At 65.4% G+C, this 18900-nt stretch carries 17 protein-coding genes; 15 read left to right on the forward strand and 2 right to left on the reverse strand.

Annotated features, from left to right (window positions below):
- The first annotated feature begins 64 nt into the window (after positions 1 to 64).
- The 12 genes from RBB46_RS13210 (at position 65) to RBB46_RS13265 (ending at position 12485) form a co-directional block, all read left to right on the forward strand.
- The gene (locus RBB46_RS13210; RefSeq protein WP_306029467.1) at positions 65 to 1189 is read left to right on the forward strand and encodes an ABC transporter substrate-binding protein; all 1125 of its coding nucleotides are present in this window, start codon (positions 65 to 67) and stop codon (positions 1187 to 1189) included.
- 172 nt (positions 1190 to 1361) lie between these two features.
- The gene (locus RBB46_RS13215) at positions 1362 to 2276 is read left to right on the forward strand and encodes a branched-chain amino acid ABC transporter permease (RefSeq protein ID WP_306029468.1); all 915 of its coding nucleotides are present in this window, start codon (positions 1362 to 1364) and stop codon (positions 2274 to 2276) included.
- Entirely contained in the window at positions 2269 to 3279 is a 1011-nt protein-coding gene (locus RBB46_RS13220; RefSeq protein ID WP_306029469.1) for a branched-chain amino acid ABC transporter permease, read from the forward strand. Before RBB46_RS13215 ends, RBB46_RS13220 begins: the two co-directional genes overlap by 8 nt.
- On the forward strand, positions 3276 to 4031 hold the full coding sequence (locus RBB46_RS13225; protein ID WP_306029470.1) for an ABC transporter ATP-binding protein: 756 nt from the start codon (positions 3276 to 3278) through the stop codon (positions 4029 to 4031). The genes RBB46_RS13220 and RBB46_RS13225 overlap by 4 nt, the downstream gene beginning before the upstream one ends.
- Positions 4028 to 4741, forward strand: coding sequence for an ABC transporter ATP-binding protein (locus RBB46_RS13230; protein ID WP_306029471.1), 714 nt, complete (start codon positions 4028 to 4030; stop codon positions 4739 to 4741). The genes RBB46_RS13225 and RBB46_RS13230 overlap by 4 nt, the downstream gene beginning before the upstream one ends.
- Positions 4742 to 4786: 45 nt before the next feature.
- The gene (locus RBB46_RS13235; protein WP_306029472.1) at positions 4787 to 5263 is read left to right on the forward strand and encodes an L-2-amino-thiazoline-4-carboxylic acid hydrolase; all 477 of its coding nucleotides are present in this window, start codon (positions 4787 to 4789) and stop codon (positions 5261 to 5263) included.
- Positions 5264 to 5321: 58 nt separating this feature from the next.
- On the forward strand, positions 5322 to 6248 hold the full coding sequence (locus RBB46_RS13240; RefSeq protein ID WP_306029603.1) for a LysR family transcriptional regulator: 927 nt from the start codon (positions 5322 to 5324) through the stop codon (positions 6246 to 6248).
- Between the two features lie 160 nt (positions 6249 to 6408).
- Positions 6409 to 7401: a tripartite tricarboxylate transporter substrate binding protein gene (locus tag RBB46_RS13245; RefSeq protein WP_306029473.1), complete on the forward strand. Its 993-nt coding sequence runs from the start codon at positions 6409 to 6411 to the stop codon at positions 7399 to 7401.
- Positions 7402 to 7464: 63 nt separating this feature from the next.
- A complete protein-coding gene (locus RBB46_RS13250) occupies positions 7465 to 7947 on the forward strand; it encodes a tripartite tricarboxylate transporter TctB family protein (RefSeq protein ID WP_306029474.1) in 483 nt (160 codons plus the stop codon).
- Position 7948: 1 nt separating this feature from the next.
- Positions 7949 to 9475: a tripartite tricarboxylate transporter permease gene (locus RBB46_RS13255; protein WP_306029475.1), complete on the forward strand. Its 1527-nt coding sequence runs from the start codon at positions 7949 to 7951 to the stop codon at positions 9473 to 9475.
- A gap of 41 nt (positions 9476 to 9516) precedes the next feature.
- Complete coding sequence (locus RBB46_RS13260) at positions 9517 to 10596, forward strand: Gfo/Idh/MocA family protein (protein WP_306029476.1); 1080 nt, start codon at positions 9517 to 9519, stop codon at positions 10594 to 10596.
- Complete coding sequence (locus RBB46_RS13265; protein WP_306029477.1) at positions 10593 to 12485, forward strand: bifunctional sugar phosphate isomerase/epimerase/4-hydroxyphenylpyruvate dioxygenase family protein; 1893 nt, start codon at positions 10593 to 10595, stop codon at positions 12483 to 12485. The genes RBB46_RS13260 and RBB46_RS13265 overlap by 4 nt, the downstream gene beginning before the upstream one ends.
- Positions 12486 to 12506: 21 nt before the next feature.
- On the opposite strand, the gene RBB46_RS13270 is transcribed toward RBB46_RS13265, so the two are convergent.
- Positions 12507 to 13283, reverse strand: a complete 777-nt coding sequence (locus RBB46_RS13270; protein WP_306029478.1) for an SDR family oxidoreductase — start codon at positions 13281 to 13283, stop codon at positions 12507 to 12509.
- Positions 13284 to 13301: 18 nt separating this feature from the next.
- Positions 13302 to 13997 (reverse strand): GntR family transcriptional regulator, encoded by a 696-nt coding sequence (locus tag RBB46_RS13275; protein ID WP_306029479.1) that lies wholly within the window; start codon positions 13995 to 13997, stop codon positions 13302 to 13304.
- A 128-nt stretch (positions 13998 to 14125) separates the two neighbouring features.
- Here RBB46_RS13275 and RBB46_RS13280 point away from each other — a divergent pair, with 128 nt between their 5' ends.
- The 3 genes from RBB46_RS13280 (at position 14126) to RBB46_RS13290 (ending at position 18839) form a co-directional block, all read left to right on the forward strand.
- Entirely contained in the window at positions 14126 to 15373 is a 1248-nt protein-coding gene (locus RBB46_RS13280; protein ID WP_306029480.1) for an ABC transporter substrate-binding protein, read from the forward strand.
- A 77-nt stretch (positions 15374 to 15450) separates the two neighbouring features.
- Positions 15451 to 16320 (forward strand): branched-chain amino acid ABC transporter permease, encoded by an 870-nt coding sequence (locus RBB46_RS13285; RefSeq protein ID WP_306029481.1) that lies wholly within the window; start codon positions 15451 to 15453, stop codon positions 16318 to 16320.
- A 5-nt stretch (positions 16321 to 16325) separates the two neighbouring features.
- On the forward strand, positions 16326 to 18839 hold the full coding sequence (locus RBB46_RS13290; RefSeq protein WP_306029482.1) for an ATP-binding cassette domain-containing protein: 2514 nt from the start codon (positions 16326 to 16328) through the stop codon (positions 18837 to 18839).
- Positions 18840 to 18900: the final 61 nt, after the last annotated feature.

Raw genomic sequence — 18900 nt, forward strand, 5'->3', positions numbered from 1 at the left:
CTCGTTGTGAAAACGGGGAACAAAAAGAATTCACAATTTCTTCCAGAAAACGGAGAAGGTCACTATGGAAATCTCTCGCAGGAATTCTCTCGGACTGTTCCTTGGAACTGTCGGGCTGCTTGCCCTCCCCATCAGCGCTGCTGCCGAAGGGCCGGTCTATCTGGGCTACCAGCTGCCGCTCACCGGCAACACGGCCCAGTATGGCCAGGACTTCAAGACGGCGGCGGAGATCGCGCTCAAGAACTTCAACGCCTCCGGCAAGCTGAAAGTGCCGGTCGAGATCATTTTCGAGGACTCCCGCTCCGACGCCAAGGAAGGCGTCGCGATCGCCCGCAAGTTCGTCGATGACGACCGCATCGTCGCCGCGCTCGGCGACTTCACCTCCACCGTCTCGATGGCCGCTGCCCAGGTCTACAAGCGTGCCGAGATGGCCCAGCTGAGCCAGACCGCCTCGCATCCGGACTTCGCCAAGATCTCCGAGTGGCAGTTCCGCAACATCACCACGCAGGCCCAGGAAGGCGTCTACAACGCCGACTGGATGAACGAGCAGGGCCTGAAGAAGATCGCGGTGATCGCCGAGCAGACCGACTGGGGCCAGTCGGTGGTCAAGGACTTCGCCGAGAAGGTGAAAGCCAATGGCGGCGAGGTGGTCTTCACCGAGTTCTTCAACCGCGGCCTGCCGGATTTCCGTTCGATCATCACCAAGATCGAGCGCGCCAAGCCGGACGCGATCTACACGGGTTTCTTCTATGAGGACGGCGCCCAGTTCCTCAAGCAGATGAAGCAGCTGAGCGTCGAGACCCCGGTCTATTCGACCTCCGCCGCCTACAACCAGAAGCTCGTCGAGCTCGCCGGTCCGGCCGCCGAAGGCCTGTTCCTGACGGTCACCTTCCTGCCCAACAGCGAGAGCGACCACGTCACTACCTTCGTCGACGAGTGGAAGGCCGCCCGCGACGGCGCCGAGCCAGGCCAGTTCCCGGCCCAGGCCTACGACGCCGTGAACATCATGCTCGAGGCTGTCGCCCGTGCCTATCCGGATGTCTCGCGCCAGAATGTCCGCGACGAGCTGGCCAAGACGAAGGACTTCCCGGGCGTCACCGGCGTCACGTCCTTCGACGAGAACGGCGAGGCCCTGAAGCAGCTCACGAAGGCGACGGTGACCGACGGTCAGTTCGTCCCGCTCAAGTAACGTCGCGCTTTTCCCTCCCCGGGCCTGTCGTCCGGGGAGGGAAGACGCAACGGGGCTCCGCGGGGCCTGAGCGTATCGGGGAGCTGCCGCCGCCCTGACCCGGACCCGGGGGGTGGGGAGCGCTGCCGTTACGCCTGGTTCCAGTGTTCCTAGCTCGCCAGGACAGACACCCGTGATCGATCCCTATTACCTGCAACAGCTGACGATCGGCATATCCCTGGGCATGGTCTATGCCCTGATGGCCATCGGTTTCACGCTGATCTTCGGCGTTCTCAACGTCGTCAACTTCGCCCATGGCGAGGTCTACACGATCGGCGCCTTCGCCGGCATCATGGCGATCGCCGCCTTCGGCCCGCCGTTCCTCGTCATCGTCTTCATCGTGCTGGCAGTCGGTGCGCTGGCGGGCTTCGGCCTTGAAAGGCTCGCCTTCAGGCCGTTCCGAAGATTTTCGGACGAAGCTTCGCTGAAATCGCGGGCCATGCGCGAGGCGACGCTGATGTCCTCGCTGGCCATGTCGATCATCGCCCGCGAGGCGATGGAGCTGCTGTTCGGCTCCGAGTTCCAGACCATCGACATCAGCTACCTGATCAACAAGCCGATCGAGCTCGGCCCGGTCACGATCGTCAATGGCGACATCATCATCTTCGTGGTCTCGGTGCTGATGCTGGGCGGGCTGCAGTGGCTGCTGAAATACAGCTCCATCGGCCTGTCGATCCGCGCAGTCTCGAACAATCCCCTGGGCGCGAAATATGTCGGCATCAACACCGACCGCACCATCGTGCTGACCTTCGTCATCGGCTCGATGATGGGCGCGCTCGCCGGCATTCTCGTCGGCCTCTACTATGGTGCGGTGTTCCCCTCAATGGGCTTCATCCCGGGCGTCAAGGCGTTCGTCGCCATGGTCATGGGGGGCTTGAGTTCCATTCCGGGTGCCGTCATCGCGGCGCTGGTGCTGGGCGTGGCGGAAAGCATGTCGACCACGTTCGTGTCGTCGGTCTGGGCCGACATGGTCGCGTATCTGTTCCTGATCGTCACCCTCGTGTTCTTCCCGCAGGGGCTCTTCGGAGCGAGGAGGGAACGTGTCTAAGGATTTCATTCAATCGGCGGGCCTGAAGCTCGTCATCCTGGCGGTGCTCTTCGTCGCCCTTCCGCTCCTCCTGGTGTCCCTGGACAAGGGCTACATCTACCAGGTGGTCATGCTGGCCCTGATCTTCTCGCTGCTGGCCGTGTCGCTGCAACTGGTGACGGGCATTGCCGGCCTGCTGCATCTGGGCCATGCCGCCTTCTACGGCGTCGGCGCCTATATCGCGGCGCTGGCCGGGGCCGACTACGGCATCGGCTTCACCCTCGGCCTGCCGCTGGCGGGCCTCGGCGCGGCGGCCATCGCCTTCGTCGTCGCCCTGCCGACCATGCGTCTCGTCAGCATCTACTTCGCCGTCGCCACGCTCGGCATCGGCCAGATGATCTTCCTCGTTCTGCAAAACTGGGTCGAGGTGACGAAGGGACCGAACGGCGTCAGCCTGTTCTCCGGTATCGACCTGTTCGGCTACACCGTCGACAGCGAGCTGGGCATCTACTTCGTGGTGGCGACCATCGTCTGCATCTCGATCTGGGTCATCCACCGGCTGAGCCATTCCTACTACGGCAATGCCCTGCGCAGCCTGCGCGAGGACGACCAGTGCGCCGATGCGATGGGCATCAACACGGTGCGGCTGAAGATCGAGTCCTTCATGATCTCGTCGTTCTTCGCCGGCATCGCGGGCGCCCTGTGGGCCTACACCACGGGCTACATCTCGCCGGTGGACTTCGACTTCGCCGAATCGATCCTGATCCTCGCCATGGTCGTGGTTGGCGGGCTGGGAAGCATTCCCGGTGCCATCATCGGCGCCCTGCTGCTGATCCTGCTGCCCGAGGCCCTGCGCGGGGTGGGCGACATGCGCAACATCATCGTCGGCTTCGTGCTCTTCTTCTCGATCCTGTTCCTGCCCAAGGGGCTGTTCGGCGAGGTGCCGGCGCTCAACTTCATCCGTCGCCAGATGGGCGCGGCCTGGCAGGACAATCCCGACAAGCAGAAGGTGGGCTGGAAATGAGCGCCATGCTGGAGGTTGCCGATGTCTCCCGGCGCTTTGGCGGGCTGATGGCCGTCGATGGCGTCACCACCAGCGTCGGCGAGGGTGAACTGGTCGGCCTGATCGGGCCGAACGGCGCCGGCAAGACGACGCTGTTCAACCTGATTTCCGGCTTTACGCCGGTGTCGTCGGGCGAGATCCGTTATCGCGGCGAGAAGATCAGCGGGCTCAAGCCCTCGGTCATCGCCAGCCGGGGCATCTCGCGCACGTTCCAGAACCTGCGCGTCTTCCCCAACATGACCGTGTTCGACAATGTCTCGGTCGGTGCGGTCGGTGCGATCGGCCAGAGTCCCTGGCAGGCGATCCGCTCCGGCTCGAAGCGGGCGAAGGAGATTTCGGAACGAAGCTGGGAGGCGCTGGAGAAGGTCCAGCTGACCCGGTATGCCAACGAGCTTGCCGCCAACCTTGCCTATGGCAAGCGCAAGTACCTGGAGATCGGGCGGGCGCTGGCCATGAAGCCGGACCTGCTTGTGCTGGACGAGCCGGCGGCCGGGCTCAACGATTCCGAGACGGCCGAGCTTGCCGCCTTCATCAAGGAGCTGCACGCGGGCGGGCTGACCGTGATGCTCGTCGAGCACGACATGGGGCTTGTGATGAGCATTTGCGAGCGCATCGTCGTGCTGGCCTCCGGCCGGAAGATTGCCGATGCCGAGCCTGCCGTCGTCCGGCAGACGCGGGAGGTTCTCGAAGCGTATCTGGGGGTGGACGAGTGAACGTTCTCGAAATCGAAAAGCTGTCGCTGCGGATCGGTGTCCAGGACATCCTGCACGAGATCACGCTGGGCCTTGCGGACAAGGGCATTCTCGCGATCCTGGGCGCCAATGGCGTCGGCAAGACCAGCCTGATGCGCTGCATCTCCGGCATTTACCAGCCGACAGCGGGCGAGATCCGCTACGACGGCGAGAACATTGCCGGTTTGAAGAGCCACCAGATCGTGGAGAAGGGCATCCTGCAGGCTCCCGAGGGACGCCAGATCTTCTCCAACATGAGCGTGCTGGAGAACCTGACCATCGGCGGCGGTCCTCTCGGCACGCAGGAACTCGATCACGTGCTGAAGCTGTTCCCCAAGCTCAAGGAACGGCTGAAACAGGGGGCGGGGTCGCTTTCGGGCGGCGAGCAGCAGATGCTGTGCATCGGGCGGGCCCTGATGCGCAAGCCCAAGGTGCTGCTGCTGGATGAGCCGTCTCTCGGTCTTGCCCCGATGCTGGTGCGTTTCATCTTCGACCTCGTGGAGGAGATCCGGGCGGAAGGATACGCGATCCTGATCGTCGAGCAGAACGCCAAGGCGGCGCTCCGGATTGCCGACCGGGCTGCGGTGATCGAGGGCGGCCGGATCGTCATGGAGGGCGCGGCGAGCGAGCTTGCCAATGACAGCCGTGTCGCCGATGCCTATCTGGGAGGGCATGTGGGTGCGCAGGCCTAGCGTCCCACCCGCACCGGCGCCACAAAGACGCGAAAGGACACTGCCATGACGCTTCCGATGATCGAGAAACGCCGCATCGAGGCCGCGGTCCTCAAGCACGTCTTCGATGTGCTGGTGGAGCGCCACGGACGCGAGGAAGCGGAGAAGGTGATCGGCGATGCCGTCTCCAACTCCGCCATCGCGCAGGGCAAGGAATTCCGCGACAAGGAGGACCACGAGCCGGACCTCAAGGACTTCGCCGACCTGCTGCCGCTTTGGAAGATGGACGGGGCGCTGGAGATGGACGTGATCGAGGAAGGGCCGGACAGGCTCGACTTCAACATCACTCGCTGCCGTTATTCGGAGATGTACAAGGAGATGGGGCTCGGCGATATCGGCCACCTTCTCTCCTGCAATCGGGATGGCGACTTCTGCATCGGATACAATCCGAAGATGGAGCTGACGCGCACCCAGACCATCATGAAGGGGGCGGGTCACTGCGACTTCCGCTACCGGCTGCATCGCGGCGGAGAACAGTCCTGAACGAAGGGACCGCCTGCCGGCTTTCCAACGCCAGGGCAGGACTGTAGCCTTGGCCGCGATGGCCAACGAGAAGTCCCTCACGCTCCGACAGATCGAGGTCCTGCGCGCCGTCATGGTGGCGGGCTCGATCGCCGGTGCGGCCCGCATCCTGAACGTCGCGCAACCCGGCATCAGCCGGACGATGAAGCACCTGGAAGCCTCGCTCGGCATCAAGCTCTTCACCCGCAGCGGCGGCCGGTATGTTCCCACGCCGGAATCGCAGCAGGTCTTCCTGCAGCTGCAGGAAGTTCACAAGAAGCTCCTCCACCTGCAGGTCTCGATCGGGCAGATGGAACGCGGCCACGATGTCGAGATATCGCTGGCCTCGGTGCCGAGCATCGCCAACGTGATGGTGCCCCGGGCGGCGGCCGGGCTGAAGGCGCGCTATCCCGACATCCGGATGAATATCGAGATCCTCAAGATCGAGGAGGCGATCGACTTCCTGCTCCTTGGCAAGGGGCAGTTCGTGTGCATGAGCCATCGCTTCGACCATCCCTCGATCGTGTTCGAGCACCTGGCGATCGGGAACCTCGTCTGTGTCGCACATCGCGATCATCCGCTTGCCCGGCTGGAGCAGGTCAGTGCCGCGGACATCGCCGCCTTTCCGCTGATCGGCATCGACCCGGCGGACCCTTACGGGGCCATCCTTGCCGATATCTTCTCCAGGCAGGGCCTCGATTTCCGCATCGAGATCAGGGCCCGGTTCGGCACGACGGTGCTTGGTCTCGTGCGCCAGAACCTCGGCGTTGCGGTGCTCGACAATTTCACTGTCGCCGAAATGCACGGCCCGGACCGCGACATCCGCCTCGTTCCGATTGTCGAGAGGACGCCGTTCAGAACCTATGTCGCACGCCGTTCCGATCTCGAGATATCGGGTTTCGCGGAGGCGTTCATCGAGTTGCTGCGCGGGGAAATGGACGCGGTCACCCGGCGCGGACTTTCATAACACAAGGTTATGGATATCGTAATTATTGGTATTTGCGTTAAGTCATTCGACGTGCAAATCTTTTGCCGTGCACACCCCATCGCGGTGTAGAGGCGGCCCGTCAGTCGTCAGGTCTGGGAGGACCTTGCGGGGCGCAAAAAAACAAGTCTGGGAGGACACCATGATCCGCACTTTTGCCGGAGCCCTTGCGGCTCTTGCCCTTTCCGCAGGCGTTGCCGCCGCCGAATTTCCGGAGCGCGAGCTTCTGGGCGTCGTGATGTGGGGCGCGGGCGGGGCCACCGACACGGTCGCGCGCGCCATCAACCCGGCCGCCGAGGCCGCGCTCGGCAAGCCGATCGTGGTGCTCAACAAGTCGGGCGGCGCCGGCGCCATCTCGACCGCGTATGTGAACGCCGCGCCGGGTGACGGCTATACATTCCTGTACGGTGCCGAGAACCCGCAGCTGCATCCGGTGATGGGCGTCGGCAAGCTCGATTATTCGAACTTCTATCCGGTCAACATCCTGGGGCGCGGCGTCGCCGTCGTGGTGGTGCCGGAAGGCTCCAAGTACAAGACGTTCGGCGAGCTGATGGATGACATCAAGGCCAACCCGGGCAGCGTCAAGATGGGCTCGACCGGTCCCGGCGGCCTGCCTTCGACGGTCAGCGCCTTGATCTCCAACTCCGCGCCCTTCGATGTCATCGCCATTCCCTTCGACGGCGAGGGCCCCGGCCTGACCGCGATGCTGGGCGGCGAGGTCGACTTCATGCCGGCCGGTCTTTCGGCGGCAGCCGAGCAGATCAAGGCGGGCAAGATGCGCGCGCTGGCGGTGGTCAACAACGCTCCCGTGGACACTTTGCCGGGCGTGCCGGCGGTTACCGAGACCCTTCCCGGCATGGCAAGCTACCTGCCGTGGGGGCCGTTCTACGGTGTGTTCGTCAAGAAGGACACGCCGGACGACGTCAAGGCGAAGCTGGTCTCGGCCTTCGCCACGGCGGCGGAAAGCGCCGAGTTCCAGACGCTGATGGCCAATCGCGGCAACGTGATGATGAACATCTCCGGTGAGGAGGCAGAGACCTTCCTCGTGAAGTGGCAGCAGGTCACGGCCTGGGCCCTGCAGGACACGGGCGGCGCCAAGGTCAGCCCTGAAACCCTCGGCATTCCGCGCCCCTGAGCCTGCCCGCGGCCGGGTTCCCACGCGCCCGGCCGCGGTTCCATCCTGTCCGGGAGAGAAACCATGTCCACGCAGGCTTCGCGGCGGCCGGGAGAACTCGCCTTCGCCGTCCTCATGCTCGCCTTCAGCCTCTGGCTGTTCTGGCAAGCCACCAGGATTTCGGGCTTCTCGGGCCTCTCGACGCCGGGCGTCTTTCCAATGCTGGCAAGCGGCCTGATGGTCGTGTCGGCGCTGGCGATCCTGCGCAAGGCGGCCGGCAGGCGCGCCGCCGACGGGGGCTTGCGCCGCTTCCTGGCGGAGGTCACGCCGCTGCGCCAGGTGGTGATGCTGGCGCTGGTCGGCGCCTATGTGGCGACGATGCCCTGGCTCGGCTTCGTTCTCGCCTCCGGCCTGTTTCTCTTCCTCGCCATCCAGTTCCTCTGGCGCAGGCACGTCGCGCTGACGGCGGCGATCACCGCCGTGTCGCTGGGCGCGATCTATCTGCTCTTCCGGGTTATCTTCCAGGTTGTCCTGCCCAAGGGCACGCTGCTGCCGGGGTTGCTGTGAGATGATCGAGGCGCTCGGATTCCTGACCATTTCCTGGTTCGACCCCTGGCTCCTGATGCTGACGGCGGCGGGCACGCTGGCCGGCATCTATGTGGGCGCGATCCCCGGCCTGTCGGTCACCATGGCGGCGTCGATCCTGATCTCCTTCACTTTCAAGTGGAACGTCAACGACGCCCTGGCGCTGATCGCCGGCGTTTATATCGGCGGCGTCTATGGCGGCTCGCGCACCGCGATCCTGCTCAACATTCCCGGCGCACCCAGCGCGATCGCCACCGCGCTCGACGGCTATCCGATGGCGCAGCGCGGCGAGGCGGGGGAAGCGATCGGCCTGACCACCATCATGTCCGTGTTCGGCGGCTTCGTGGGCATCCTTGCGCTGGCGCTTTTTGCCCCGCTGCTCTCCGACTTCGCGCTGAAGTTCACCTCGCGCGACTACCTGCTGCTGGCGATGATCGGCATCCTGCTGGTCGGCACGCTGTCGGGCGAGAGTTTCGCCAAGGGTGTGTTCGCCGGAGCGCTGGGCGTGCTCATCGGCATGGTCGGCCTCGATCCGATGACGGCGGAAGGGCGCTTCACCTTCGACACGATCACGCTGATGGGCGGCATCCCCTATGTCGTCGCCATGATCGGCTTCTTCGGCGTCGCCGAGGCTTTCGTCCAGCTGCACAATCTCGACCTGCCGGCGGTGAAGCAGAAGATCGACCGGGTCATCCCGCGCATTTCCGACATCCGTCGCTATTTCAAGCTGGCGCTGCGGGCCTCCGGCATCGGCACGGTGATCGGTGCGCTGCCAGGCACCGGCGGCGACATTGCCGCGCTGCTTGCCTATGACGATGCCAAGCGGGTGACGAAGGATCCGGACGTGCCTTTCGGCGAAGGCGCGAAGGAGGGACTGATCGCCCCGGAAGCGGCCAACAACGCCGCCGTCGGCGGCGCCTTCGTGCCGATGCTGACGCTCGGCATCCCGGGCGACGCGGTCACCGCCGTGATCATCGGCGCGCTGTTTATCCACGGACTGAAGCCGGGACCGCTGTTGCTGGTGGAGACGCCGCACCTGTTCTGGTTCACGGTCGGGAACCTGGCGCTGGCCAACATCTTCCTGCTGATCTTCGGCCTGACCGGCATCCGCATCTTCACGAAGATCGTCGAGTGCCCCAAGGCTGTGCTGATTCCGCTGATCGTCATTCTTTCGGCGGTGGGCTCCTACGCCATCCAGAACAATCCGGTCGACATCTACTGGATGCTGCTTTTCGGCGTGTTCGGTTACTTCCTGAAAATCTACGGCTTTCAGGTGGGACCGGTCATCCTGGGGGTCATTCTCGGCCCGATGATGGATGCCAATTACCGGCGGGCGATGATCGGAGCGCGCAACGACCTTGGCACCTTCGCTTGGGATTTCGTCTCGCACCCGATCTCGCTTGTCCTGCTGATCGCCTTCCTGGCGCTGCTTTTGTCGCAGACGCCGGTGGGCGGCTGGATACGGACCTTGCTGCAACGCAGACAGGCGACCGGCGGCGAGGCGGGTTAAGTCACCGCCGCCGCTCTCGTCGATGCCCGGGACGGGACCTTATGAAGCAAAGAGCCCGCATAGCGGTTGTCGGAGCCGGCAAGATCGGCCTTGTCCACATGGCGCAGGCCATGAAGGAAGGCGAACTGGCGGGCGTGGTCGACCCTTCGCCCGAAACCCGCGACGCCGCCGCGACGCTGGAGGCGCCGTGGTTCTCCTCTCTGGGCGAGATGCTGTCCGAAATGCGCCCCGACGGGGTGGTGGTGGCAACGCCGAACCGCTTGCACGTGCCGCAGGCGCTTGAATGCGTCGCCGCCGGGGTTCCGGTTCTGGTGGAAAAGCCGCTCGCCGACACGCCGGCCGCCGCGCGCGACCTGGTGCGCGCGGCGCGCGAGGCGCGCGTGCCGCTGCTTGTCGGCCATCACCGGCGCTACAATCCGCTGATCGCGGCGGCGCGGGCGCAGATCAAGGCCGGTGCGATCGGCCGGCTGGTCGCCGTCAGCGCCCAGTGCTGGTTTCGCAAGCCGGACAGCTACTTCGACATTCCCTGGCGCACCCAGCCGGGCGCCGGGCCGATGCTGACCAACCTGATCCACGACATCGACCTGATGCGCCACCTGTGCGGCGACGTCGCGGCAGTGCAGGCGCAACAGGCCTCGATCGCCCGCGGCCATGCGGTCGAGGACACGGCGGCGGTCATCCTGCGCTTTCGCAGCGGTGCGCTGGCGACAATGACCGTCTCCGATGCGGTTGTCGCACCGTGGAGCTGGGAGCTGACGGCGGGCGAGAACCCCGAATATCCGAGAATCTCCGCCGCCTGCTACACGATCGGAGGAACCACCGGGTCCCTGTCGCTGCCCGACCTCGGGCTCTGGCACTACGAGGGTGAGGCGGACTGGGGGCAACCGATCTCGCGCAAGGCGCTGACCTGCCAAGGCGGCGATCCGCTGGGCCTGCAGATGCGCCATTTTTGCCAGGTGGCGCTGGGCAGGGCAGACCCCCTGGTCCCCGGCGAGGAAGGACTGGCAACGCTGGAGGTGCTGGATGCCATCCGGCAGGCGGCCGAAAGCGGCCGCCAGGTGAGCCTTCTTTCCATTGGCAGCGATCCCGATCTCCCGCACAGCGAGGCCCGTGCATCATGAAAACGTCCATCGCAACCGTTTCGATCAGCGGCGACTTCCGGGAGAAACTGGCGGCAATCTCGGCCGCAGGTTTCGACGGGCTCGAGATTTTCGAGAACGATTTCCTTGCCTTCGACGGACGTCCCGGCGATGTCGGCGAGATGGTCAGGGACGCAGGGCTGGAGATCACGCTGTTTCAGCCGTTCCGCGATTTCGAAGGCATGCCGGAACCGCACCGCACGCGCGCGTTCGACCGTGCGGAACGCAAGTTCGACCTGATGCAGGAACTGGGCACCGAGCTGATGCTAGTGTGTTCCAACGTGTCGAGCGTGGCGCTTGGCGGCATCGACCGGGCGGCCGAGGATTTTGCCGAACTGGGCGCGCGCGCCGCGGCGCGGGGCTTGCGCGTCGGCTACGAGGCGCTGGCCTGGGGACGGCATGTGAACGACCACCGCGATGCCTGGGAGATCGTGCGAAGGGCCGGTCACGACAGCGTCGGACTCATTCTCGACAGCTTCCATACGCTGGCGCGCAAGACCGACGTGAACACGATCCGCTCGATCCCGGGCGACCGCATTTTTCTCGTGCAACTCGCCGACGCGCCCCTGATCGACATGGACCTGCTCTACTGGAGCCGGCATTTCCGCAACATGCCGGGCGAAGGGGACCTTGCCGTCACCGACTTCATGCGGGCGGTGGCCGCGACCGGCTATGACGGCGCGCTGTCGCTGGAGATCTTCAACGACCAGTTCCGGGGCGGGTCGCCGAAATCCATCGCCGTCGACGGGCACCGGTCGCTGGTCTACCTGATGGACCAGGTGAGGCGGCTGGAGCCGGACATTCGCATCGAGGTGACCGAAATGCCCGACCGCATCGAGGTCGAGGGCATCGAGTTCGTCGAGTTTGCCGCCGACGAGGCGGAGGCCGAGGTGCTGTCCGGCATGTTCGAGGCGCTCGGTTTCTCGCGCATCGGGCGGCACGTCTCCAAGGACGTCACCCTCTGGCGCCAGGGCGGCATCAACCTTGTCATCAACACGGAGCGGGAAGGCTTCTCGCATTCTTCCTATCTCGTCCACGGCACATCGGTCTGCGACATCGGGCTGAAGGTCGCCGATGCCGCCGCCACCGTGGCCCGGGCACGGGCGCTGGGGGCCGACACGTTCGAGCAGCCGGCCGGTCCGGGGGAGCTGAAAATCCCGGCGATCCGCGGCGTCGGCGGCGGCGTGATGCATTTCATCGACGACACGGCGGAACTGGCCAGGGTCTGGGAGACCGAGTTCCGGCCGCTGGCGGCGGCGCAGGAGGGGGCCTCCGCCGGCCTTACCCGCATCGACCATCTGGCGCAGACGATGAACTACGAGGAGATGCTGACCTGGATGCTCTTCTACACGTCGATCTTCGCCACGCGGAAGACGCCCATGGTCGATGTGGTCGACCCGGCGGGGCTGGTGCGAAGCCAGGCGATCGAGACGGCGGACGGCAACCTGCGCATCACGCTCAACGGGGCGGAGAACCGGCGCACGCTTGCCGGCCGCTTCATCGCCGAAAGCTTCGGCTCGGCCGTGCAGCATATCGCCTTTGCCACCGATGACATTTTCGCCAGCGCCGCCGCGCTCGAGGCGAAGGGGTTCAGGGCGCTGGAGATTTCGCGCAACTACTATGACGACCTGGAAGCGCGGTTCGGCCTCGATCCCGACTTCGCCGAACGCCTCAGGGCACGGAACATTCTCTACGACCGGGACGGAGAGGGAGAGTACTTCCAGCTCTACAGCCCCAATTACGGGGAAGGGTTCTTCTTCGAGGTGGTCGAGCGGCGTGGCGGATACAAGGGCTACGGCGCGGCCAACGCCCAGTTCCGCATTGCCGCGCAGAAGCGGCAGCTGCGCTCCGACACGCTCCCGCGGCGCTGAACCCGGCCCCGGCCGGCCTTCTCAGGCCAGCATCCTCGTGTCGCCGCAGACGGAAATCGCCTGGCCCGAAATCGTCCGGCCGTGCTCGCTCGCCAGGAAGAGGACCTGGCCGGCGATCTGGCGCGGCGTGACATATTCGCGGATGGATGTGTAGGAGAAGGCTTCCGCCTCGACCTCGGAGAAGGACTGTCCGCGCCGCTGGGCCTTGGCCTCCAGCACGCGCCGTTGCCGGTCGCCGGCAACCAGCCCCGGCAACACGGCATTGACGCGCACGCCGTCCGGGCCGAGCTCTATGGCGAGCGACTTGGTCAGCCCGATCACGCCCCATTTCGCCGCCGCGTAAGGGGTGCGCATGGCAAAGCCCAGCCGGCCGGCAAGCGAGGACAGGTTGATCATCGAGGCGCTGTCGCTCTGCCGCAGCAGGGGAGCTGCGAGACGGGCGAAATTGAACTGCCCGGTCAGGCAGACGGCAAGGCAGCGGTCCCAGTCCTCGGGCGCAACGTCGTCGATGCGCGCGGTCGGTCCGGCGATGCCGGCATTGTTGACCAGCACATCGAGCCCGCCAAGCGCGGCTGTCGCCTCCTCGAAAAAGCGCGCGACGCTGTCCCGATCGGAGACGTCGCAATGGCGCGCGGAGAGCGCCGGGTCGCTCGACGAAAGGGCGGCGAGTGCCGTCTCGTCGACATCGCAGACCCAGACCCTGGCGCCCTCCTCGACAAAGGCGCGGGCGATTTCCAGGCCGATGCCGGCAGCCCCGGCGGTGACGATCACACGCCGGTCTTGAAGTTTGAGGTCCATTGTCGGTTTTCTCCTGGATCAGGACGGCAGCTTGTTCTGGCGTTCTATGAAACGGGCGGCGGCGTCGATGTCGCGGGCGATGGCCGCGCGGGCGGCGTCCGGGTCGCGGTTGCGGATGGCGTCCAATGCCTCCGCGTGGCAGATGGTGGCGATGCCCGATTCGAGCCGGTCGGGGTTTTCGCGCAGGTCGAGGTTGAGCACCGGGCCGACGCGCAGCCAGAGCGCCTGAACGATCTCCAGCAGGGTTGGCGAGTGGGCCGCCGCGTAGATCTCGAAATGCAGCTGCTGGTTCCGCTGGACGGCGTTGGAGACATCTTGCGGCCTGTCGCTGCTGAGGTCGCGGAAGGCGCGCTCCGCCGCCTCGATCGCCTTCAGGTCCTCGGCCGTGCGGTTCTCCGCGGCAAGGGCCGCGGCGAAGCCTTCGATTTCGATCCGGACCCTTGTGATGTCCCGGAACTTCTGGACGTTCATCACCGGCACCGTGGCCGCGCGGTTTCGGGAAACCTCGAGCGCGCCGGTTGCCGCCAGCCGGCTCACCGCCTCGCGCACCGGCGTCATCGAGACGCCGAAGGCTTCGGCGATCTCGCGAATCGACAGGCGCTCCCCCGGCGCGATCTGGCCGGATATCAAGAGGCCGCTGAGTTGCCTGAAGGTCTGGTCGCCAAGGGTAGGCGGGACAAGCAGCGGTGTTTCGTTCACGAGTGCGTCGGGCATGGGTTCCCTAGAAATCTCTCGACAGGTGATGGTTTATAGCACAAGATAAACTGTGATCACAGATTACAGATCACATAACGCGACAAAGATCGTGACCAGGCCCTGATCGGATCCATGTGGAGGAGCGAATGACCAAGGTATCGACCATTTCACGCCGGCGGCTGCTGCAGGCCGGCGCAGGCGCGGCCGCATTCACGCTGGCGGCCCCGCCGATCCTGCGTGCGCAGGACGTGCTGCGTTTCGGGCATCTGACGCCGCGCACCGGCTTTCTCGGACCGCTTGGCGAATATGCCGCGATGGCCTCGAAGCTGGCCGTCGACGAGATCAACGCCGCCGGTGGCGTGCTGGGCCGGCCGATCGAGCTGCTGCAGGAAGATTCGGTGAACCCGCAAACCGCCTCGACCAAGGCGGAGCGCATGATCGAGCGAGACAAGGTCGCGTGCATTGTCGGTGAAATCTCGTCCGCCTCGGGGCTCGCCATCGGCCAGGTCGCGCAGCGCACCGGCACCTTGTTCATGAATACCGGTTGCAACTCCGATGCCCTGCGCGGCTCGGACTGTCAGAAGTTCATGTTCCACATCGAGGCGCAAAACTCGATGTATGTGAAATCGATCGGCCAGTATTACGTCCGCGAAGGGCTCGTCAACGGCAAGTCGTGGTACTCGATGACCGCCGACTACGCCTTCGGTCACGATCTGCTGAAGGTCGCCAAGCGCTTCATGGAATCCAATGGCGGCAGTTTCGCCGGCTCCGCCCTGGTGCCGACGGATGCGACCGACTTTTCGGCCTATCTGCTGGAGATCCGCGCTGCAAAGCCCGACCTTGTCATCCTCAATCTCGCCGGACAGCAGACCACCAACTTCTTCAAGCAGTATGCCGAGTTCGGTCTCGACTTCCCGCTCGGCGGGTTCGGGTTCGACATGGCGCTTGCCTGGGCCGCCGGCAAGGGCAACTTCGTCGGTTCGTGGCCGTCGGTCTGGCACCATCTGGTCGACACGGACAGCAGCCGCCAGTTCGTCAGCGCCTTCACCGAGCGACACGGCAAGCCGCCGGAGAACCAGGCCTGGGGCGACTACAACGCCATCAAGATCATCGCCCAGTCGATGCAGGAGACCGGCTCCACCGACAGTGCCGACATCGTCAGGCATCTGGAAAGCGGCGCGACCTTCGATGTGCTGAAGACGCGGGAAGGCTATTTCCGGGCAAGCGACCACCAGTTCATGAACGAGATGTACGGCATCACCGCGCTGCCGGCCGATCAGGTCAAGAACCAGTGGGACATCTTCACCTCGTCCGAGGCGGTGCCTGGCAAGGACGAGAGCCTGGAGCTGATCGCCGCCACCGGCGACGAGAACGCCTGCACCTTCCCGGGCTGATCTTCCTCCCCCCCCGCGCCGGCCGTCTGCCCCCGGGCGGCCGGCGCAACGGGTTTCCTACCGGAGCGCGCTTTCCCATGCTCTTTGTCATGCAGCTGCTGAACGGCCTTCTCGACGGCGTCTACTATCTTCTGATCGCGCTCGGCCTGTCGCTGATCTTCTCGCTCGGCGGCATCATCAACCTGGCGCATGGCGCGTTCTATGCAATCGGTGCCTATCTGACGCTGGTGCTTGCGCCAAGGCTCGGCTTCGGCGGTGCGCTGGTCGTCTCGCCGGTGCTCGTCGCGATGCTGGGCATGCTGGTGGAGCGGTTCCTCTTCACCCGCTACTACCGGCTCGATCCGCTCTATTCGCTGCTTCTGACATTCGGCCTTGCCATGGTCGCCGAGCAGGCGCTGCGCATGATCTTCGGAGCGGCGCCGCTGTCCTACTCGATCCCGGATTTCCTGCGGGGACAGGTCTTCATCGGCGACTTCATCTATTCGCGCTACCGGGTGTTCCTGATCGTGATCGCCGCCGCCTGCGTCGGCGGGCTCTGGCTGCTGCTTGAAAAATCCGCCTTCGGCCGGGTGGTGCGCGCCGGCGTGCAGGATCCCGACATGGTCGGGGCGCTCGGCATCTCGCTGCGCCCCTACATGGCGGCCGTTGCCGGCATCGGCATCGGGCTTGCCGGCCTTGCCGGCGTGCTGCTCGCGCCGATCTACACGATCCATCCGGCGATGGGCGCGGAGATCCTGACCCCGGCCTTCGTCGTGGTGGTGATCGGCGGCCTGGGCTCGTTCTGGGGCGTGGTGCTTGCCGCGCTGCTGGTCGGCCTCGTCAAGGGCGCGATGGTCGGACTGGGCTTTTCCGCCTTCTCCACCGCCGCGATCTACTTCCTGATGCTCGCGATCCTGCTCCTGCGTCCGCGCGGACTGTTCGGCGAGCGCATCACCCGCTTCGAGTGACCCCCATGCAGAGATACATGCCTCTTGTCGCCGCCGCGGCCGGCCTCGTCGTCATGCCGTTCCTGCTTTTGTCGATCGGCCTGACGATGACATCGGCGGCCGAAGTGGTGATCTTCGCCATCGCCTGCATGGCGCTGAACGTCCTCACCGGACATACCGGCCTCGTCTCCTTCGGCCATGGCGCCTGGTTCGGCTTCGCCGCGTATGCCGCAGGTATCGCCCAGCGGTCGCTGTTCCCCGAAAGCTTCTGGGGGCCGGCACTGATCGGCGTGGGGGCAACGGCCGTCGTCGCGACCGTGTTCGGCTTCCTGATCCTGCGCCGGCGCGGCGTCTATTTCTCGCTCCTGACACTGGCGCTGTCGGCGATGCTCTATGTCATCGCCTTCCGCTGGACGGAGGTCACGGGCGGGGAGAACGGGCTGGGCGGCATCACCCGGCCGGCCTTCGCCGGCATGGATTTCGAGGCGCCGGAGAACTACTACCTGCTTGTCGCCTGCATCGGTTTCGCCATCGTCTACCTGCTCTGGCGGCTCTATCATTCCCCGCTCGGGTCCGTGCTGGTTGCGATCCGCGAGAACGAGCAGCGGGCCCGTTTTCTCGGCTACCGCACCAATCGCTACAAGCTGGCGGCGTTCGTCACATCGGCGAGCATCACCGGGCTTGCCGGCATCCTGCTGCTCTACAAGAACCGGATGACCTCGGCCGAGCCGATCAGCGTGATCTTCTCCGGCGAACTTCTGGCCATGGTCGTGATCGGCGGCATGCGCAGCTTTGTCGGGCCGATGATCGGCGCGCTGTTCTACGTGCTGTTCCGCGAGTTCCTGTCGATCTACACGCCGAACTGGCTGTTCTGGTTCGGCCTACTCTTCGTCGGCTTCGTGGTGTTCTCGCCGGACGGGCTGACGGGCGTGTGGCAAAGGGTCTGGCGGATGATCCGTCCCGCGCCCGAGGTCGAGGCGGCGATGGCCGGCCGCAAGATCGAGGAGCGGCCCCTGCCAGTTCATTTGCGCCCCGGCACGCTGGTGGAAGGTCCCGCGCTGGAGGCGCACGGCATCTCCAAGGCGTTCGGCGCATTGCAGGCGGTGGACGGGGTGAACCTGAAGGTCGCGGACCGTTCGCTGCATGCTTTGATCGGACCGAACGGGGCGGGCAAGACCACGGCGTTCAACCTGATGTCGGGCATGATCGCGCCGGACACGGGCCGCGTTTCCGTGATGGGCCGGCCGGTGGCGAGCGGCAGCCCGGAGGCGGCAGCGGAGCTGGGCATCGGGCGATCCTTCCAGATCACCAACCTCTTCCCCGATCTCAGCGTGGAGGAGAACATCCGCCTCGCCGTCCAGGCGCGCAACCCGGGGAGCTTCAACGCATGGCGGCCGACGGGCGATCATCCGCAGATCCTGGCCGAGGCGCGCGAACTGATCGACTGGCTCGGTCTTCGCGGCATGGAAAAGGCGCAGGCCGGTTCGCTGTCCTATGGCGGCCAGCGGCTTCTCGATCTCGGGCTGGCGCTCGCCGCCAAACCCCGGATCCTGCTGCTCGACGAACCGCTGGCCGGTCTCGCGGCGGCCGAGCGCGTCCGCGTCGGCGACCTGATCAAGACGATCTCGCGCGAGATGCCCGTCCTTCTCGTCGAACACGACATCGACCGGGTGTTCCAGCTCGCAGATGCGGTGACGGTGATGAACGAGGGCCGGGTGCTGCTCGACGGGGATGCGCAAAGCGCCAGCACCTCGCCGGTGGTGCAGGAGGTCTATATCGGGGCGGGCAACGCCGCCATCGCCGCGCGGCCGAGGGAAAGCGCCGTGTCGGCGGAGATGCTGCTCAAGGTGGAGGGGCTCAACACCCATTACGGCAAGAGCCATATCCTGGGGGATGTGAGCTTCGAGCTGCACAATCACGAGATCATGGCGCTGCTCGGCCGCAACGGCGCGGGCAAGTCGACCATGCTGAAGTCCCTGATCGGCATCGCGCCGGTTTCCTCCGGTTCGATCACGCTGGGCGGCACCGACATCGCCCCTTGGTCCGCCTCGGAGAAGGCGCGCGCCGGGATCGGCTACGTGCCGCAGGGCCGGGGACTCTTTGCCGGCATGTCGGTGCGGCACAACCTGGAACTGGGACGGCTGAAGCGGCGCACGGGCGCGGGCAGCCACTGGGAGGAGGAGAAGATCTTCGAGTTCTTCCCCCGTATCCGCGAGCGGCTGGAGACGCCGGCCGATATGCTGTCCGGCGGCGAGCAGCAGATGGTCGCGGTTGCCCGGGCCCTGTCGGGCGACACGAAGCTGCTGCTGCTCGACGAGCCGTTCGAGGGCCTTGCCCCGGCCGTGGTCGAGCAGCTTTTCGAAAGTTTCGACCGGCTGCGCAAGGAGGTCTCGATCATTATCGTCGACCACAATCTCGATCTGGCGCTGGCGCTTTCGGACCGCACGGTCGCCCTTGAGCGGGGGCGCGTCATACATCAGGGGCCGTCTGCGGCTCTCAGGGACGATTTCGACCTGCGGCGAAAGGTGCTGTGGCTGTAGGCGTGGACGAGAACGGGGACGGGGACGGGGACGGGGACGGGTTTTCCGCCCGCATGCTTCT

Origin of the sequence: Stappia sp. MMSF_3263, assembly GCF_030733745.1 — a bacterium.
In the GTDB taxonomy this organism is placed as follows: Bacteria; Pseudomonadota; Alphaproteobacteria; order Rhizobiales; family Stappiaceae; genus Stappia.

What these genes read in the sequence shown, in the direction of transcription:
- RBB46_RS13210 (WP_306029467.1), top strand. Translation starts at nt 65, where the DNA reads ATGGAAATCTCTCGCAGGAATTCTCTCGGACTGTTCCTTGGAACTGTC.
- RBB46_RS13225 (WP_306029470.1), top strand. Translation starts at nt 3,276, where the DNA reads ATGAGCGCCATGCTGGAGGTTGCCGATGTCTCCCGGCGCTTTGGCGGG.
- RBB46_RS13235 (WP_306029472.1), top strand. Translation starts at nt 4,787, where the DNA reads ATGACGCTTCCGATGATCGAGAAACGCCGCATCGAGGCCGCGGTCCTC.
- RBB46_RS13240 (WP_306029603.1), top strand. Translation starts at nt 5,322, where the DNA reads ATGGCCAACGAGAAGTCCCTCACGCTCCGACAGATCGAGGTCCTGCGC.
- RBB46_RS13245 (WP_306029473.1), top strand. Translation starts at nt 6,409, where the DNA reads ATGATCCGCACTTTTGCCGGAGCCCTTGCGGCTCTTGCCCTTTCCGCA.
- RBB46_RS13250 (WP_306029474.1), top strand. Translation starts at nt 7,465, where the DNA reads ATGTCCACGCAGGCTTCGCGGCGGCCGGGAGAACTCGCCTTCGCCGTC.
- RBB46_RS13255 (WP_306029475.1), top strand. Translation starts at nt 7,949, where the DNA reads ATGATCGAGGCGCTCGGATTCCTGACCATTTCCTGGTTCGACCCCTGG.
- RBB46_RS13260 (WP_306029476.1), top strand. Translation starts at nt 9,517, where the DNA reads ATGAAGCAAAGAGCCCGCATAGCGGTTGTCGGAGCCGGCAAGATCGGC.
- RBB46_RS13265 (WP_306029477.1), top strand. Translation starts at nt 10,593, where the DNA reads ATGAAAACGTCCATCGCAACCGTTTCGATCAGCGGCGACTTCCGGGAG.
- RBB46_RS13270 (WP_306029478.1), bottom strand. Translation starts at nt 13,283, where the DNA reads ATGGACCTCAAACTTCAAGACCGGCGTGTGATCGTCACCGCCGGGGCT.
- RBB46_RS13275 (WP_306029479.1), bottom strand. Translation starts at nt 13,997, where the DNA reads ATGCCCGACGCACTCGTGAACGAAACACCGCTGCTTGTCCCGCCTACC.
- RBB46_RS13280 (WP_306029480.1), top strand. Translation starts at nt 14,126, where the DNA reads ATGACCAAGGTATCGACCATTTCACGCCGGCGGCTGCTGCAGGCCGGC.
- RBB46_RS13285 (WP_306029481.1), top strand. Translation starts at nt 15,451, where the DNA reads ATGCTCTTTGTCATGCAGCTGCTGAACGGCCTTCTCGACGGCGTCTAC.
- RBB46_RS13290 (WP_306029482.1), top strand. Translation starts at nt 16,326, where the DNA reads ATGCAGAGATACATGCCTCTTGTCGCCGCCGCGGCCGGCCTCGTCGTC.